The sequence below is a fragment of the Vibrio sp. V03_P4A6T147 genome (assembly GCF_002241085.1).
Taxonomy (GTDB): domain Bacteria; phylum Pseudomonadota; class Gammaproteobacteria; order Enterobacterales; family Vibrionaceae; genus Vibrio; species Vibrio anguillarum.
This window is the reverse complement of record NZ_NDIO01000141.1, coordinates 1-15,554: the sequence shown is the minus strand read 5'-3', so window position 1 is coordinate 15,554 and position 15,554 is coordinate 1. Positions and strand designations below refer to the sequence as shown.

Annotated in this window: 11 protein-coding genes and 1 pseudogene; 5 read left to right on the top strand and 7 right to left on the bottom strand. The window is 46.0% G+C overall.

Going from position 1 to position 15,554, the window contains the following annotated elements:
* The first annotated feature begins 95 nt into the window (after positions 1–95).
* A complete protein-coding gene (gene torR / locus B9J84_RS05345; protein WP_017044659.1) occupies positions 96–809 on the top strand; it encodes a two-component system response regulator TorR in 714 nt (237 codons plus the stop codon).
* Positions 810–934: 125 nt separating this feature from the next.
* Here torR and elyC read toward each other — a convergent pair whose 3' ends face one another.
* The gene (elyC, locus tag B9J84_RS05340) at positions 935–1,759 is read right to left on the bottom strand and encodes an envelope biogenesis factor ElyC (RefSeq protein ID WP_013857069.1); all 825 of its coding nucleotides are present in this window, start codon (positions 1,757–1,759) and stop codon (positions 935–937) included.
* Between the two features lie 88 nt (positions 1,760–1,847).
* On the opposite strand from elyC, the gene cmoM reads away from it, so the two are divergent.
* The 4 genes and pseudogenes from cmoM (at position 1,848) to mukB (ending at position 9,144) form a co-directional block, all read left to right on the top strand.
* Positions 1,848–2,639, top strand: a complete 792-nt coding sequence (gene cmoM, locus B9J84_RS05335) for a tRNA uridine 5-oxyacetic acid(34) methyltransferase CmoM (RefSeq protein WP_017044660.1) — start codon at positions 1,848–1,850, stop codon at positions 2,637–2,639.
* Between the two features lie 2 nt (positions 2,640–2,641).
* A complete protein-coding gene (gene mukF, locus B9J84_RS05330) occupies positions 2,642–3,979 on the top strand; it encodes a chromosome partition protein MukF (RefSeq protein WP_017044661.1) in 1,338 nt (445 codons plus the stop codon).
* A pseudogene (gene mukE, locus B9J84_RS05325) lies at positions 3,960–4,690 on the top strand (chromosome partition protein MukE). The gene mukF and the pseudogene mukE overlap by 20 nt, the downstream one beginning before the upstream one ends.
* The gene (gene mukB / locus B9J84_RS05320) at positions 4,687–9,144 is read left to right on the top strand and encodes a chromosome partition protein MukB (protein WP_094123702.1); all 4,458 of its coding nucleotides are present in this window, start codon (positions 4,687–4,689) and stop codon (positions 9,142–9,144) included. The pseudogene mukE and the gene mukB overlap by 4 nt, the downstream one beginning before the upstream one ends.
* Positions 9,145–9,223: 79 nt before the next feature.
* Here mukB and B9J84_RS05315 read toward each other — a convergent pair whose 3' ends face one another.
* From B9J84_RS05315 to B9J84_RS05290, 6 genes are all read right to left on the bottom strand, one after another.
* Positions 9,224–10,201, bottom strand: coding sequence for an alpha-L-glutamate ligase-like protein (locus tag B9J84_RS05315; protein WP_094123701.1), 978 nt, complete (start codon positions 10,199–10,201; stop codon positions 9,224–9,226).
* A gap of 2 nt (positions 10,202–10,203) precedes the next feature.
* Entirely contained in the window at positions 10,204–11,709 is a 1,506-nt protein-coding gene (locus B9J84_RS05310) for an inactive transglutaminase family protein (protein ID WP_017044665.1), read from the bottom strand.
* 14 nt (positions 11,710–11,723) lie between these two features.
* Entirely contained in the window at positions 11,724–12,476 is a 753-nt protein-coding gene (locus B9J84_RS05305) for an ATP-dependent zinc protease (RefSeq protein ID WP_026028024.1), read from the bottom strand.
* A gap of 139 nt (positions 12,477–12,615) precedes the next feature.
* The gene (gene cmoB / locus B9J84_RS05300; protein ID WP_017043928.1) at positions 12,616–13,587 is read right to left on the bottom strand and encodes a tRNA 5-methoxyuridine(34)/uridine 5-oxyacetic acid(34) synthase CmoB; all 972 of its coding nucleotides are present in this window, start codon (positions 13,585–13,587) and stop codon (positions 12,616–12,618) included.
* Positions 13,588–13,699: 112 nt separating this feature from the next.
* Positions 13,700–14,443 carry a carboxy-S-adenosyl-L-methionine synthase CmoA gene (gene cmoA, locus B9J84_RS05295; RefSeq protein ID WP_094123700.1) on the bottom strand — a complete coding sequence of 248 codons (744 nt, stop codon included), beginning with the start codon at positions 14,441–14,443 and terminating at the stop codon, positions 13,700–13,702.
* A gap of 100 nt (positions 14,444–14,543) precedes the next feature.
* Positions 14,544–15,410, bottom strand: coding sequence for a DUF72 domain-containing protein (locus B9J84_RS05290; RefSeq protein ID WP_094123699.1), 867 nt, complete (start codon positions 15,408–15,410; stop codon positions 14,544–14,546).
* Positions 15,411–15,554: the final 144 nt, after the last annotated feature.

Genomic DNA, 15,554 nt, shown 5'->3' with positions numbered 1-15,554 from the left:
GATACGACTAGAATTATGACTATTTATGAATAGAATGGCTTTGTACAGAATCTCGAGCCGAGGTTTGAACATTTCTATAGAGTAAAGTGGTGTAAATGAGCTATCACGTATTAGTAGTTGAAGATGATGCAGTCACTCGCAGCAAGCTAGCTGGATACTTTCAAAGCGAAGGTTATATGGTAACGCAAGCGGAAAGCGGTACTCAGATGAGAGATGCTTTGAAAAACAGCGCGATAGATCTGATTATGCTAGACATTAATTTACCCGGTGAAGATGGTTTAATGTTAACGCGTGAGCTACGCAGCCAATCTGATATTGGCATCATATTAGTGACAGGGCGCACGGATAGCATTGATAAGATTGTTGGTCTTGAAATGGGGGCCGATGATTATGTAACGAAACCTTTTGAATTGCGCGAGTTGCTGGTGAGAGTGAAAAACTTGCTGTGGCGGATCTCGACCGCAAAAAACAAACTGAACGAAGAGAGCGGTGTATCTCACAATACGAATTTAGTGCGCTTTAGCGAGTGGACCTTTGATATCCAGCGCCGAGCGCTGAGCCGTAATGGTGAGCCCGTAAAACTGACCAAAGCGGAATATGAGCTATTAGTTGCCTTGTCGTCATATCCGAATCAAGTCCTTAGCCGTGAACGTATTTTAAATATGATCAGCCATCGTGTGGATGCACCTAACGATCGAACGATTGATGTACTGATTCGACGCATGAGGGCGAAGATGGAGTTTGATCCCAAGAATCCGCAAATCTTTGTGACTGTGCACGGTGAAGGTTATATGTTCGCTGGTGATTAGCTGAGTGGTCGCATGTGTAAAATTGGCAGTTGGGCCGTGCCTTTTTATTCCCATGATTTTTTGTAGCCGCAATTACCAAGAAAAACGGAGCACATAAGTGGCTCCGTTTTGGGTTGGTATAATAGCTAATTGCTATTGATGTCTAACTCTGTATCGCCATGCCCGGAGGCCCAATCACGTAAGTCTTGCCACAGCAGCCCTAACGTTTCATACCAGTAACGCTCAGTTTGTTCTAAATAACGCGCTCGAGGAGCGTATTTTTCCCAAGGTTGCTCAATATTCGTTTGCGCTAAGAAATTGGTTGGCGCAGGTATTGGGTCAATACCTGCAGAATTAAACTCTTTTAACGCTCTTTCCATATGACTGGCTGACGTTACCAAAACCAGCCTACGCTGTTGAACAAAGGCGGCGGCTTGTCGTGCTTCTTCCCAAGTATCTTTAGCTGTTTCTAGCAAAATAATATCGGATTTATTCACTCCAAGCGCGAGTGCCACCACGGCTAGCATGCGCGCATGGCTAAATTCCGACCCGCCAGAGTAGCCTGATAAAATCAACTTTGAGCCGGGGTACATACGCATGACACGTATGCCTTCGTTTAAGCGTACCAACGCAGTGCGGCTGAGTTCCGAGGTCGGCGGGATTTGGTCATCCACTACGTGGCCGCTACCTAAAACCATCACATAATCGATGGTGCCATCAACGGGGAGAAAAGCCGAGTATTGTCTTTCCAAAGGCATTAGCATGCGCGTTGCAAAGGGTTGGAAAGAGATAAGAAATATCCCCACTAAAGAGAAGAGGACAAACATACAGCCAGTCTTACGTCTGACGGTGAACATTATGAGCATTAATCCGACAAAACCGAGGATTAGCATTGCCGGAAGAGGCATTAATAATGAGGAAATAACTTTTTTCAGCTCAAACATATACAAAATAGTCCGAAAAAACACCACTTGATAATAAAAAGGAACAAAGCCCCTTTATTCCTGCCATTCCTATGACAGAATAGCAGCACGATTCGCTATCATAACTCAAGCCACTGTGACTGAAGACCGGAATTTCGACGATATTGCCCACAAATTTGCAAAAAACATATACGGCTCTGACAAAGGTGAAATTCGTCAAGTCATTGTTTGGCAAGATCTTGAGCAACTGCTCGCTTTGTTGAGCAACCACCCAAAACCTTTGCAAGTGCTTGATGCTGGCGGCGGTTTGGCACAAATGTCACAAAAAATAGCCAAGCTTGGACACCAAATCACGCTGTGTGATTTATCCTCGGAAATGCTCCAGCTAGCCGAACAAGAGATCCGCAAAAATGGTCTGCTTGAGCAGTATCGGTTGGTACATTCCCCCGTGCAATCCATCCAATCGCACCTTAGTGCGCCAGTGGATGTGTTGTTGTTTCACGCGGTGATGGAATGGTTAGCCGAGCCAAAACCCGCATTGCAGAATTTGTTAGAGCAAGTTAGGCCAGGTGGTATGGCATCAATCATGTTCTATAACCATCATGGCTTGGTGTACAAAAATGTTGTCTGTGGCAACATTCCCCATGTATTGGAGGGCATGCCGCATCGCAAGCGGTTTAAGCTCCAGCCTCAGCAAGGGCTAAAACCTGAAGAAGTGTATCAATGGATCGAAGAATCAGGATTTGAGATTTGTGGAAAATCGGGCATCCGATCATTCAGTGACTATATTGGGAATGTGAAAAATATGGGTGACTACCAATATGAAGATGTACTGGCACTCGAACAACAATTATGTAGACAAGAGCCGTACCTCTCACTAGGTCGATACATTCATGTATGGGCGAAAAAGAAAATAGAGCAGGAATAACAATGAGTGAGATGACTCAGAACGCTGCACAGCAACCTATTGATGAATTGGTTGGTTGGGTAAAGCAGCATGATTTCTCATTGAACCTGACGACAGAACGACTGGCGTTCCTTATTGCCATTGCAGTATTGAGTAACGAAAGGTTTGATGAAGAATTAGGTGAAGGTGAGTTACACGATGCGTTTGCCATCGTAACTCGCTTATTTGAAGAAACCGGTGAAGCCTCCGCGTTTCGTGCTAATAATGCGATCAATGAGTTGGTAAAACAGCGCTTAATGAGCCGCTTCACCAGCGAGATGACTGATGGCGTTAGCATTTACCGTTTGTCACCGTTGGCTATTGGTATTACGGACTATTACGTCCGCCATAGAGAGTTTTCCAAGCTGAAGCTCTCAATTCAGCTTTCTATGGTCGCCGATGAAATGGCCAAGGCGATTGAAGCCGCGAATAAAGGTGGTACTCCCGGGCATTGGAAAAAGAACGTCTACGGCGTATTAAAATACTCGGTAGGGGAAATTTTTGATCGTATCGATTTAAACCAACGTGTGATGGACGAGCAGCAGCAATCGGTCAAACTGCAAATCGCAGAGTTGCTGAATAAAGATTGGCGTGAAGCGATCAACAACTGTGAATCGTTATTGTCTGAAACCTCTTCAACGCTGCGTGAACTGCAAGACACTTTACAAGCGGCGGGGGATGAGCTGCAAACGCAAATTTTGGATATCCAAGAATTGGTTTATGGCGAAGCTGAACTCGAATTTATTGAAGAAATCCTGTTTGGATTACAGATGAAACTTGATCGCATCACCAGTTGGGGACAACAGGCGATCGATCTCTGGATTGGCTACGACCGCCATGTCCATAAATTCATTCGTACCGCCATTGATATGGACCAAAACCGAGCGTTTAGCCAGCGCTTACGTCAATCACTGAGCGACTATTTTGACGCGCCTTGGTATCTCACTTATGCCGATGCCGAGCGTTTAACCGACCTTCGTGATGAAGCTCTCGTGTTAAGAGATGATGAGGTGATGGGGCAAGTGCCTCCAGAAGTGGAGTACGAAGAGTTCCAGCAAGTCAATGATGAGCTCTCCTTGCGTATCGGCAGCATGCTCAAAGGTCATAAAGATCAAGGGATGCCAATTGATTTAGGACGAGTACTGAGAGACTACCTCGCCACTCATCCCCATACACATCATTTTGATTTAGCCCGAATTATTGTTGATCAAGCGGTGAGGCTTGGCTACTCAGAGCAAGATTACCAAGCCATCCAACCTGACTGGCAAGCGATCAACGATTTTGGTGCAAAGGTACAAGCAAATGTCATCGACAGATATTAATGAATACATGCCAGAAAATCTGGCTAAAGCGATTTCAAATCCTTTATTTCCTGCGCTAGATAGCCAGCTTCGAGCTGGGCGTCATGTTTCTAGTGATGATTTGGACAATCACACCTTTTTATTGGATTTTGAGCCCGATTTAGCGCTGTTTTACCAACGCTATAACACCGAATTAGTCAAAGCGCCGGAAGGCTTTTTTTACCTCGTCCTCGCTCTACTGCTTTAATCAATCGTAGCGTGCTGTCTGAGTTGGATATGCTGGTCGGCAAAGTGCTCTGTTTTCTTTATTTGAGTCCTGAACGCCTTGCGCACGAAGGCATCTTTACTAATCAAGAATTGTACGAAGAGCTACTGTCTCTGGCCGATGAAAAAAAACTGATGAAGCTCGTCACCAACCGAGCCAGCGGTTCAGACTTAGACAAAGAAAAGCTGTTTGAAAAAGTGCGTACCTCACTGCGTCGTTTACGTCGTTTGGGGATGATCATCCATTTAGGTGATACCAATAAATTCCGCATTAGCGAAGCCGTATTTCGTTTTGGTGCCGATGTGCGTATTGGTGACGACATGCGTGAAGCGCAACTGCGTTTGATCCGCGATGGTGAAGCGGTTGTCCACGCCCAAGAACCGAATCAAGGCAGCTTGCTGGATAACGAAGACGAGATTGAAGAACAAAATGTTAACGAGCAAACAGAATGGGAAGGTGAAGCATGATTGAGAGAGGTAAATATCAATCGCTAACCATGATCAATTGGAACGGCTTTTTTGCTCGGACTTTTGATATTGATGGATTAGTTACCACCTTATCGGGCGGTAACGGTGCGGGCAAATCGACCACCATGGCGGCATTTATCACCACCTTGATCCCAGATCAAAGTCTGCTCCATTTTAGAAACACCACCGAAGCGGGCAGCTCACAAGCGTCTCGCGATAAAGGCTTATACGGTAAACTGCAAGCGGGCGCATGTTACGCCGCGTTGGATGTAGTGAATTCACGCAAACAGCGTTTACTGTTTGGCGTTAAGCTACAACAGGTGGCGGGGCGCGATAAAAAAGTGGATATCAAACCGTTTGTGATTCAAGGCTTGCCAAGCCATGTCAAACCAACCGATGTGCTGATTGAAAACGTCTCAGACAACCACGCGCGCGTGCGTCAACTCAATGAAGTGAAAGAGATTGTCGCGAAAATTGAAGGGGCGCATTTTAAAGCATTTAGCTCCATTGTCGATTATCACGCGCAAATGTTTGAATTTGGCGTGGTGCCGAAAAAACTGCGTAACAGCAGTGACCGTTCAAAATTCTATCGCTTGATTGAGGCTTCTTTATACGGCGGTATTTCCAGTGCCATTACTCGCTCGTTGCGTGATTATCTGTTGCCACAAAATGGTGGTGTGAAGAAAGCATTCCAAGATATGGAATCGGCGTTACGTGAAAACCGCATGACATTAGAAGCGATCAAAACCACGCAAGCGGATCGCGATCTCTTCAAGCACCTGATTACCGAATCGACAAATTACGTGGCAGCGGATTACATGCGCCACGCCAACGATCGCCACAATAAGCTAGAGCAAACGCTCGCGTTGCGTAACGAGTTGTTCGGCTCTCGCCATACATTGATTGAGCAAAATCGATTACTCAATCAAGTTCAAGAAGAGCTTGAACTTCTGTTAGAGCAAGAATCTACCTTAGAGCAAGATCACCAAGCCGCTTCTGATCATTTGCAACTGGTGCAAAACGCACTGCGTCAGCAAGAGAAAATTGAACGCTATCAAGAGGATTTGCAAGAGCTCACTATTCGCCTTGAAGAGCAAATGATGGTGGTCGAAGAGGCGCAAGAGCGCGTCATGATGGCTGAAGAGCAAGCGATTATCTCTGAAGATGAGGTCGATAGCTTAAAGAGTCAACTGGCCGATTACCAACAAGCATTAGATGTTCAACAAACGCGAGCCTTGCAATATCAACAAGCCGTACAGGCGCTCGATAAAGCCAAACAGTTGCTAAATGATGATCAGTTAACACCAGAGCGTGCCCAAGCACAGGTTTCTGATCTCAAGCATCAGCAAGACGCTAATACGACCACGTTATTAGCGTTAAAGCATAAATTGGACATGTCTTCGGCCGCGGTCGAACAGTTTGAGCAGGCACTGAAATTGGTGCGCAGTGTGGTGGGTGAAGTGCCTCGTCACGATGCGGCTCAGCATGCAAAAGCCATCATGCAGCAAGCGCGTAACGCCCAGCAAATCAGCCAAAATGAAGCACAGTGGTATGCACAGCAGCGAGATCTGGAACGTCGCTTAAATCAGCAGCAAGTGGCGCGTCAGTCCGTGGTTGAATACCAAAAGCAACACCATATTGACTTGCACGATGAGCTAACACTAGAGCAAGAGCGCGAGCGCCACGCCGCTCTGATTGAATCGCTGGAATATGAACAAGAAGTGCTGCGTGAACAGCGCAGTGAGCAGCGCCGTACCGAGCAAGATAAACAGGCTGAAATTCAACGACTGGAATCGATCGCTCCGACTTGGATTGCTGCTAACGATGTATTGCATACCTTACGCGAACAAAGTGGTGCAACATTAGAAAATAGCCAAGCTGTGATGGCGCAGATGCAGCAAGTGCTTGAGCAAGAAAAAGCACAATCAATCGCTAAAGATAAGCTGGCAGAACGTCGCGCGCAGCTTGAAAACGAAATCGAGCGCTTGGCGTCTCCTGGTGGTTCAAATGATCCTCGCTTGAAAGGATTAGCAGATAGCTTAGGCGGTGTTTTACTGTCTGAAATTTACGATGACATCACGATTGACGATGCACCTTATTTCAGTGCCATGTACGGCCCAGCTCGCCATGCGATTGTGGTTTCGGATTTATCTGGCATCAAAGAGAAGCTGGTCGAGCTTGATGACTGCCCAGAAGATCTGTACATCATTGAAGGGGATGTCGATGCCTTTGATGATAGCTCGTTCAATGCTGACGAATTGGAAGGAGCGGTATGTGTACAGCTCAATAACCGCCAAATGCGTTATTCTCGTTTACCTGAGATCCCACTCTTTGGCCGAGCCGCGCGCGAACAACGTTTAGAGTTACTGCGTAACGAGCGCGAAGAAGTGGTGGAAGAGCACGCGAAAGCGGCGTTTGATTCACAAAAACTGCAACGTCTATACCACAGCTTTAACCAATTTGTTGCTTCACACATCCAAGTCGCTTTTGAAGCCGATCCAGAACAAGCGTTGCAAGCTGCACGTGAGCAACGCAATCAGCTCGTCCGTGTATTGGCTGAATTGGACGCAAAAGAGCAGCAGCAACGCAGCCAATTGCAGCTAAGCAAACAAGCGTTAACGATGCTCGATAAGCTGGCTCCTAACATGTTGCTCATTGAAGATGAGGCATTGCAAGCACGTTTCGATGAAGCTGAGCAGAACATTAATCAACTGGCGGAAGCGAAAGCGTTTTTAAACTCGCACGGTAAAGCCATCGCGAAGTTAGAGCAGCTTGCTTCAGCGCTTGAGGTTGACCCGCAGCAATTTGATGCACTCACTGCACAATATCAGCAAGCGGATCAAGCTCTTCAGACATTGAAGGTGCAGATCTTTGCACTCTCAGACGTGATTGAACGCCGCCACTATTTTAGCTATTCCGATTCGGTTGATCTGCTCAGTAAAAGCAGCGAGCTAAGTGAGCAGCTCAAAAACAAATTGGTCGAGGCAGAAAGAGCCCGTACTCGTACTCGTGATGAGCTCAAACAGGCTCAAAGTCAAATGAACCAATATAACCAAGTGTTAGCGGCCTTAAAAAGCTCGCATCAAGCTAAGTTGGAAACGGTTCAAGAGTTCAAGCAGGAGCTACAAGAGTTTGGTGTGCATGCCGATGAAGGTGCGCAAGAGCGTGCTGAACGCCGTCGTGATGAATTGCAACAGCGTCTGCATGCCTCACGTACCCGTAAGAGCGAGTATGAACGTACACTGACCGCAACTGATCTTGAAATGAAAGCATTAGTTAAACGGTTGAAAAAGGTGCAGAAAGATTATCAAGATCTGCGCACATTTGTGGTGAATGCAAAAGCAGGGTGGTGCTCTGTATTACGTTTGGCGCGTGATCACGATGTTGAGCGCCGCTTGCATAAACGTGAGCTGGCGTATCTATCGGCCGATGAACTGCGTTCCATGTCGGATAAATCGTTGGGCGCGCTGCGTTTAGCAGTCGCAAGCAATGACGACTTACGCGATGCACTGCGTTTGTCGGAAGATAACGCACATCCAGAACGCAAAGTTTTGTTCTACATCGCCGTGTATCAACATCTGCGTGAGCGTATTCGCCAAGACATCATTCGCACCGATGATCCTGTTGAAGCGATTGAAGAGATGGAAGTGGAGCTTGCACGCTTAACAGAAGAGCTGACTCAACGTGAAAACCGATTAGCGATCAGCTCTGAATCGGTGGCCAGCATCATCAAAAAGACCATTCAACGTGAGCAAAATCGTATTCGGATGCTCAACCAAGGTTTGTCTAACATTAACTTTGGTCAGGTGAAAGGCGTTCGCCTTAACGTGAAAGTACGCGAGAGCCATGAAATCCTACTCGCGGGATTATCTGAAAAACAGAGTCAGCATAAAGATCTGTTTGAGAGCACTCGTTATACCTTCTCCGAAGCGATGGCGAAATTGTTCCAGCGTGTTAACCCGCATATCGATATGGGGCAACGTTCACCGCAAGTCTTGGGTGAAGAGCTATTGGATTACCGCAACTACTTAGAGCTGAGTGTTGAAGTAAATCGCGGATCCGATGGCTGGTTGCAAGCGGAATCGGGCGCGTTATCGACTGGTGAAGCGATTGGTACTGGGCAGTCTATTTTATTGATGGTGATTCAAAGTTGGGAAGAGGAATCTCGTCGTCTACGCAGTAAAGACATCGTTCCATGTCGTTTACTGTTTTTAGATGAAGCGGCGCGTTTGGATGCCAAATCCATCTCAACCTTGTTTGAACTGTGCGAGCGTCTGGATATGCAACTTTTAATTGCTGCGCCAGAGAACATTAGCCCTGAGAAAGGCACGACTTATAAATTAGTGCGCAAAGTGTTTAAAGATCACGAACACGTTCATGTGGTCGGTCTACGGGGTTTTGGTCAAACTGAAAAACCAAAATCAGAAGCACAGCAGATGGCCGAAATGCTGTAAGCATCGCCTCCATCGCTAATAAAAAAGCCCAATACTCCTGATAGAGATTGGGCTTTTTAGTGATTAAATTTGGTGAGAGTTACTCACTTAACTCACCAGAGCCGAATTGCTTTGCGGCATAAGCCACGCGTTCTTCGGGGCTGGGATAGATAAGTTGCGTACCTAAACTTTCAATATGCTGCAAGCGTGGCAACAGCCCTGCGCCATTGGCTATCTGGATAGCAAGCCCTGGGCGAGCGTTAAGCTCAAGTACCATTGGTCCTTCTTCTTTATCCAACACCATGTCGGTTCCCATATAACCAAGGCCGGTCATTTCCCAAGCGCTAGAGGCTAAGGTGAGTAGCTTTTTCCAATGTGGTACTTGCAGCGTTGAGAGCTCTTTGCCGGTATCTGGGTGCTCAGTGATGGGTAAATTAAACTGCACGGCTCGTACTGCTTTTCCTGTCGCAATATCAAGACCTACGCCAACAGCGCCTTGGTGTAAGTTGGCTTTACCATCAGAAGCCGAAGTCGAAAGGCGCATCATCGCCATGACGGGGTAACCTTTGAAGACAATAATGCGTACATCAGGCACACCTTCATAGCTAAAGCCTTCGAAACAATCGTCAAACTTAATTAGGTTTTCAACCACAGCAACATCATTTTTACCGCCTAGTGAAAATAGTCCGGCCAAGGCATTACTGATGTGGCGCTCAACATCTTGCTGGTTGATGGTCGCACCAGAAGGTTTAGTGTACACACCATCCTTGTGCGACATAATCACTAAAATTCCTTTACCACCGCTTCCGCGTGCAGGTTTTATCACAAAGCCCGGCCACTCTTTAACCATGGCATGGATCGACTTCACATCCGCTTGATTACTGATCACACCAATCAGTTTTGGCACAGTACAACCCGCACGCTGCGCAATCAATTTGGTTTGTAACTTATCATCAACCAATGGGTATTTTGAGCGATCGTTATAGCGACCAATGTAGCTATGGTTGCGCTTGTTCATGCCCATAATGCCTTTACGGCGTAGCTTAAATGGAGAAGTGTATTCGGATAATGAAAACATCTTTACTCCTCGGCTAACGGTTTAAAACGGCGAAGTTCAGTTAAACGGTATCCAGTATAGGTTCCCAATAGCAGAATGGCAGCTAATACGATCAGCTGTAAGCCAATAAAATTAAAGGTTAGGTGTTGGACATAAGAGTTAGTCATTGCTAAGTAGATTAAGATGGAAGTAAAGAGCGAGCCGCCACCTTGTAAAATCACCTCTTTTGCTCCTTCTTCTTCCCATAGAATCGACATACGTTCGATGGTCCAAGAGAGAATGATCATCGGGAAGAAGGTAATGGATAACCCTTCGGTCAGCCCGATCTTAAAGGCAACAACGGTAAAGACAGAGATGATGAGTATTACCGCAATGATGACCGCCGATATCCGTGCTACCAGTAGCAGGTTCAATTTCGATAAATAGCTACGAATGATCAAGCCTGTTCCGACGATAAGCAGAAAGCCCACGATACCTGTCAGTAATTGAGTTTGAACAAACGCCACGGCGATCAGTACCGGCATGAAGGTTCCCGAAGTCTTTAGCCCAATAATCACCCGCAAGAACACCACAATTAATGCACCGATAGGAATCAACATGATGGTCTTGAACATCGCTTGCTCTTCAAGCGGCAAACTGTGAATAGAGAAGTTTAAGAGTTTGTCGGCCTCAATTTTATTATTGGTTGCCGTTTGAGGTGAAACATCTTGAGACAGCATAGTGAAGTGAACTTGGCTGTTTTGCCCACCCGTGACATCCAGCAGTGAAACGTTGGATTCATCCCAAACCAGTAGGTTAGGGTGGTTGGGCTGCGTACCTGTTTCAGGGTTAAAAAGTACCCACTGATCGCCATTCCATATTTCGTTCATGTGTTGAATCGTTTGACGGCGGCGACCATCTTCGAGCTGAATAACACCAACGACTTTATTGGGAATTTGAGAGTATGACAGCAGTTTTTGTGTGGCGTCCACTTTGCTCATTTTATTAAGCAGCAAAGAGGCGTTTTGGCTATCGGCGTCATTGAGGTTTTTAATCAGTTCGCGGGTAAAAGTGATGTTATCCGCCGAGCGTTGATTCGCTCGTTCAATTAATGCGATAGCCGCGGCTTCTTCTGGGCCGTCAAAGGTTGGCTTGACCACATCACCGATGGGGGGGATAGGGGCCGCTTTCGCTTGAGGATCGACTAAAAATTGGCTTTTGTAGTAAATAGTTTGTGGGCCAGTTGCTTTGCGGATTGACCACTCAACACGTTTGCCCGTGTCAGTAGTAACGTAAGCTACGCCATAACCTGGTGATGATGACGATTCATTGATCAAAGTATATCCATCTTGAGTATGAGGCGCAGCTAAAGAGACTTTGGCTTCTTTGCCTAACGCATTGAATTCAACACGTGCTTCAATATCCCAAATTTGGCGAGTTTCCCCGGGTGTCCATGGCACCCCGTAAGTTTGGTGGCGAACTACACTCAGTGTAATTCCTGCCACTATCAGCAATAAAACGGATAGATAAAATGGAACTCGTGACGTCATAAATGTCCTTGCTACTATTTAGTTTCGGTTTGGATATACTTGCGACTGACATCGACTAACGCGATATCACGAATAAACTCGCGGCCTAGAAGAATAGGATGGCTCATTTGAGAGCGATCAGCCAAGGTGAACTGTGCTTTTTCGTGAATACTGCCTAATTTTACCCACAGCTCAACAACGGCTCTGCGTTCCATCTCATCGTTGGTCGATTGGCGAATTTTAACGTAGCGAATAATGGGTGATTCAATCCAGTTACTCTCGTCTGTTGCTCTATCACCATCGGAAAGATGAAAGCGCACCCAGTTTTTCCCATTACGTTCAAACTCTTCAATATCAATCGCATTGAGTGAAGAGGTGGCGGCCCCTGTATCAACTCGAGCATCAAAGGTTTGTTTGATCGAATCAATCGTGACTTTTTCGACTTCACCTAAAATGACGTCATAGCGTGATTTTTGAATAGAGGGTGTAGCGACTGGAATTATCACATCATCATTACTGGTTGCTTCTACACGTTTTTGTTGGGTATTGGTCGTGATCTGCTTAAGTTTTGTTAGTTTTCGATCGAGTTTTGATATTTGGTTTTCAAGGCTTTCAATGTAATCATTCTGGTTACTTAGCTGAAGCTCAAGGTTGGTCATTGTGTTGCTGAGGTTCGATTCGGAAGCTTGAATCGCTGCGAGGGTAGCTTGGTGGTATTGTTCACCATTGGTTAGAGTGCAACCTGACAGTAAGGCAATGGCAATGACGGGGGCTACAGACTTAAACATTTGCGACCTTATGTGTTTGTAATGAATACGGATAAACCGAAGTTTAGCTAACAAAATTTAGCTGATAAAAAAGGATGCGTACGGCATCCTTTGACAAGGGTAGTATTATACGCATAGCCAAGCGTTAAAACTGTGTCAATTATAGTTTTTTTGCTACCAAAATAGCGCGTCGTGGTGCGGGATACCCTTCTACGGTTTTGCTTGGGTCGTTTGGGTCAAGATAGTCGGGCAATGAGTTGTGCGTCATCCATTGAGTTGTTCGTTGTTCATCAACAGAGGTGACGCTTTCATCAACGATACGCACGTCACCAAAACCACATTTCTCAAGCCACACTTTGAGCGCTTTGGCGGAAGGGAAAAAATAGACGTTACGCATTTGTGCGTAGCGGTCGACAGGGACCAACACCGCATTTTCATCGCCTTCAATCACCAGCGTCTCAAGAATCAATTCGCCCCCTGTGACCAACTGATTTTTCAATTGGATCAGATGATCTAGCGGTGAGCGGCGATGGTATAGGACACCCATGCTAAATACGGTATCAAAGGCGTTCAATTCGGGTAACTGTTCAATGCCTAGTGGCAGAAGATGAGCACGTTGGTCATCACCCAATAGTTTACGCACCGCTTCAAACTGCACTAAAAACAGGTGCGAAGGGTCGATACCCACACACAGGCGAGCACCTTCGCCAAGCATACGCCACATGTGATAACCATTACCACAGCCGACATCCAGCACGGAACGGTCTTTCAGCGGTGAAATGTGGGGCAATACGCGGTCCCATTTCCAATCGGATCGCCACTCAGTGTCGATATGGATACCATGTAAGTGATAAGGGCCTTTGCGCCAAGGATGAAAAGTTTTAAGCAAACTTTCTAATTTCTTCTGTTCGCCTAACGTCAGCGGTGTGCTATTTGAGAGAGTGACTGACTGTTTGAGCTCGATCAGCTCAGGTGTACCCGAGGGGATTTTATTTAACGCACGAACCCAGCGGTCAAAGTCGCCATGCTCTGCATTTTGCCAGTCCGTCAACTGCTGTGGCAAAACGTTTAGCCAAGGTTGAAGACGGGTATCTTGAGCGATCAGTTGATAAAAATTGGCAAAGTTAAACATGCAAAGCGTATTCCTAGATTAGGTAAAAAGATCCTAGATAAATGGCTGGTCAGGTTTTGGCCCTTCTAGGGAAAAGAGCTAAAATGTCATTCTATTATTTGATAGCGAACTATTATTTAATAGCGAACATCGAGCCAAAGTTGAAACACTGGAACCACACTTCATAACTTGAAAAGCCAATGTGTTTAAAGCGAGCTTTATGTGTTGTGATGGAGTCTGGGCGCATCACATTTTCAATCGCACTGCGTTTTTGACTGATTTCTAATTCGCTGTAACCATTGGCTCGCTTGAAATCATGATGAAGGTCAATTAGCAGATCATGCGCCGTTTCATCTTCAAAAATGTACTTTTCAGATAAAATCAGTATGCCACCGGGGCGAAGACCCACGTAGATTTTTTCAAGCAGTGCTAGCCTATCTTCTGGCGATAGAAATTGCAGCGTAAAATTGAGCACCACTACTGAGGCATCATGAATTTCAATCTCACGGATGTCGGCTTCAATTACCTCGATAGGCGTATCCGAACGATAGGCGTTAATGTGCAGTTTACAACGCTCAACCATAGCAGGCGAATTATCGACCGCTACAATTTTACAACCTTCTTGGCGAATATGACGACGCATCGAAAGCGTAGCCGCGCCTAAAGAGCAACCCAAATCGTAAATGGTAGAGTGTGGCTTAACAAAGCGCTCAGCTAACATGCCGATTGCAGAGATAATATTGCTGTACCCCGGCACAGAGCGCTGAATCATATCAGGGAAGACTTCAGCAACTCGTTCATCAAAGGTGAAATCACCAATTCTATCGATTGGAGCAGAAAAAATGATGTCTTTATGATGGCTCATGGTGTACCTCATAGCGGCGCGCAACAAGTAGTGCTGACGGCTGCACTACCTTAAAAAAGGCGCACATTCTAAGAGAAAAGTGTGCGCGTGTCATTAACCTCGCACGCGATCATCAAAATAGGGTGATTTGGTGTTGGTCATCTTGGGCTGGAAATGTTGTCAATGTAGGTAATGTGAGTCGTTGTTGCAGCTGTTGGTATAGCTCGGCGGCTAATAATGGGGCTTCAATATTGTCTGGCGTGTGGACCATAAGATAAGGTTGTTTTCCTTGTTCGATCCAATGTGGCAGTTTGGTCATCCACGCTTCAAAAAAGGGGTAATTGGCCTCTAATTCTGGGTGGCCGATAAAACGGATCATCGGCGTTTGTGCCGTGGCAATGGCGTGAACAGGGACTTTAGGTTTCTTTTTCTGAGCATCAATGATGACGTCGGTCGTCGGTTTGGCCGAAAAGATAGGACGACTATCCATAATGATTCGCTCAATCGACGATTCAACTAACCATTGATTGAGCGCTTTTTCAGCTTCGCCTTTAGCAAAAAACTCAAGGTGCCGTACTTCAACGCTTAGTGGAAAACCCGCGGGAAAATAGGCGCAGAATTTTTTCAGCTGCTCTAAGTGCTGTGGGCCAAAAGTAGCTGGCAGTTGGATGGTCCATAATCCAACACGAGAGTGCAGAGGCTCCATCAGCATCATAAAATCTTTTAACTGATCTTGGCAGCCAGTGAGCTTATGTTCGTGGGTAATAGCTTTGGGCAGTTTGAACGTAAACCGAAAATCATCATGAGTGGCGGCGCGCCAGTTCTGCACTGTGTTCATGGAAGGTGACGCATAGAAAGTAGTGTTGCCTTCTACGGTATGAAAAACCCTCGCATACTTTTCAAGACGCTGCGCAGCAGGCGTTCCCGCGCCGTAAAACGTACTTTGCCAGCCCGCGTGTGACCACATGGTAAGGCCGAGTCGCAGTGGTAAATTCATCATACTGACCTTTTATCCATTACTAAAAATAAATACTCTACGAGAGTTTTGATGATTTTGGTATTTTAACGCTATAATCAGCCGCAATTTCTCAGCGGTGTTGCTATTTTGGTTGATTATTGATTTAAAAAGCAGCAACCCTTGATA

Excerpts from the sequence above, each read along its gene's own strand:
- torR (WP_017044659.1), top strand. The coding sequence starts at position 96 with ATGAGCTATCACGTATTAGTAGTTGAAGATGATGCAGTCACTCGCAGC.
- mukF (WP_017044661.1), top strand. The coding sequence starts at position 2,642 with ATGAGTGAGATGACTCAGAACGCTGCACAGCAACCTATTGATGAATTG.
- mukB (WP_094123702.1), top strand. The coding sequence starts at position 4,687 with ATGATTGAGAGAGGTAAATATCAATCGCTAACCATGATCAATTGGAAC.
- B9J84_RS05315 (WP_094123701.1), bottom strand. The coding sequence starts at position 10,201 with ATGTTTTCATTATCCGAATACACTTCTCCATTTAAGCTACGCCGTAAA.
- B9J84_RS05310 (WP_017044665.1), bottom strand. The coding sequence starts at position 11,709 with ATGACGTCACGAGTTCCATTTTATCTATCCGTTTTATTGCTGATAGTG.
- B9J84_RS05305 (WP_026028024.1), bottom strand. The coding sequence starts at position 12,476 with ATGTTTAAGTCTGTAGCCCCCGTCATTGCCATTGCCTTACTGTCAGGT.
- cmoB (WP_017043928.1), bottom strand. The coding sequence starts at position 13,587 with ATGTTTAACTTTGCCAATTTTTATCAACTGATCGCTCAAGATACCCGT.
- cmoA (WP_094123700.1), bottom strand. The coding sequence starts at position 14,443 with ATGAGGTACACCATGAGCCATCATAAAGACATCATTTTTTCTGCTCCA.
- B9J84_RS05290 (WP_094123699.1), bottom strand. The coding sequence starts at position 15,410 with ATGATGAATTTACCACTGCGACTCGGCCTTACCATGTGGTCACACGCG.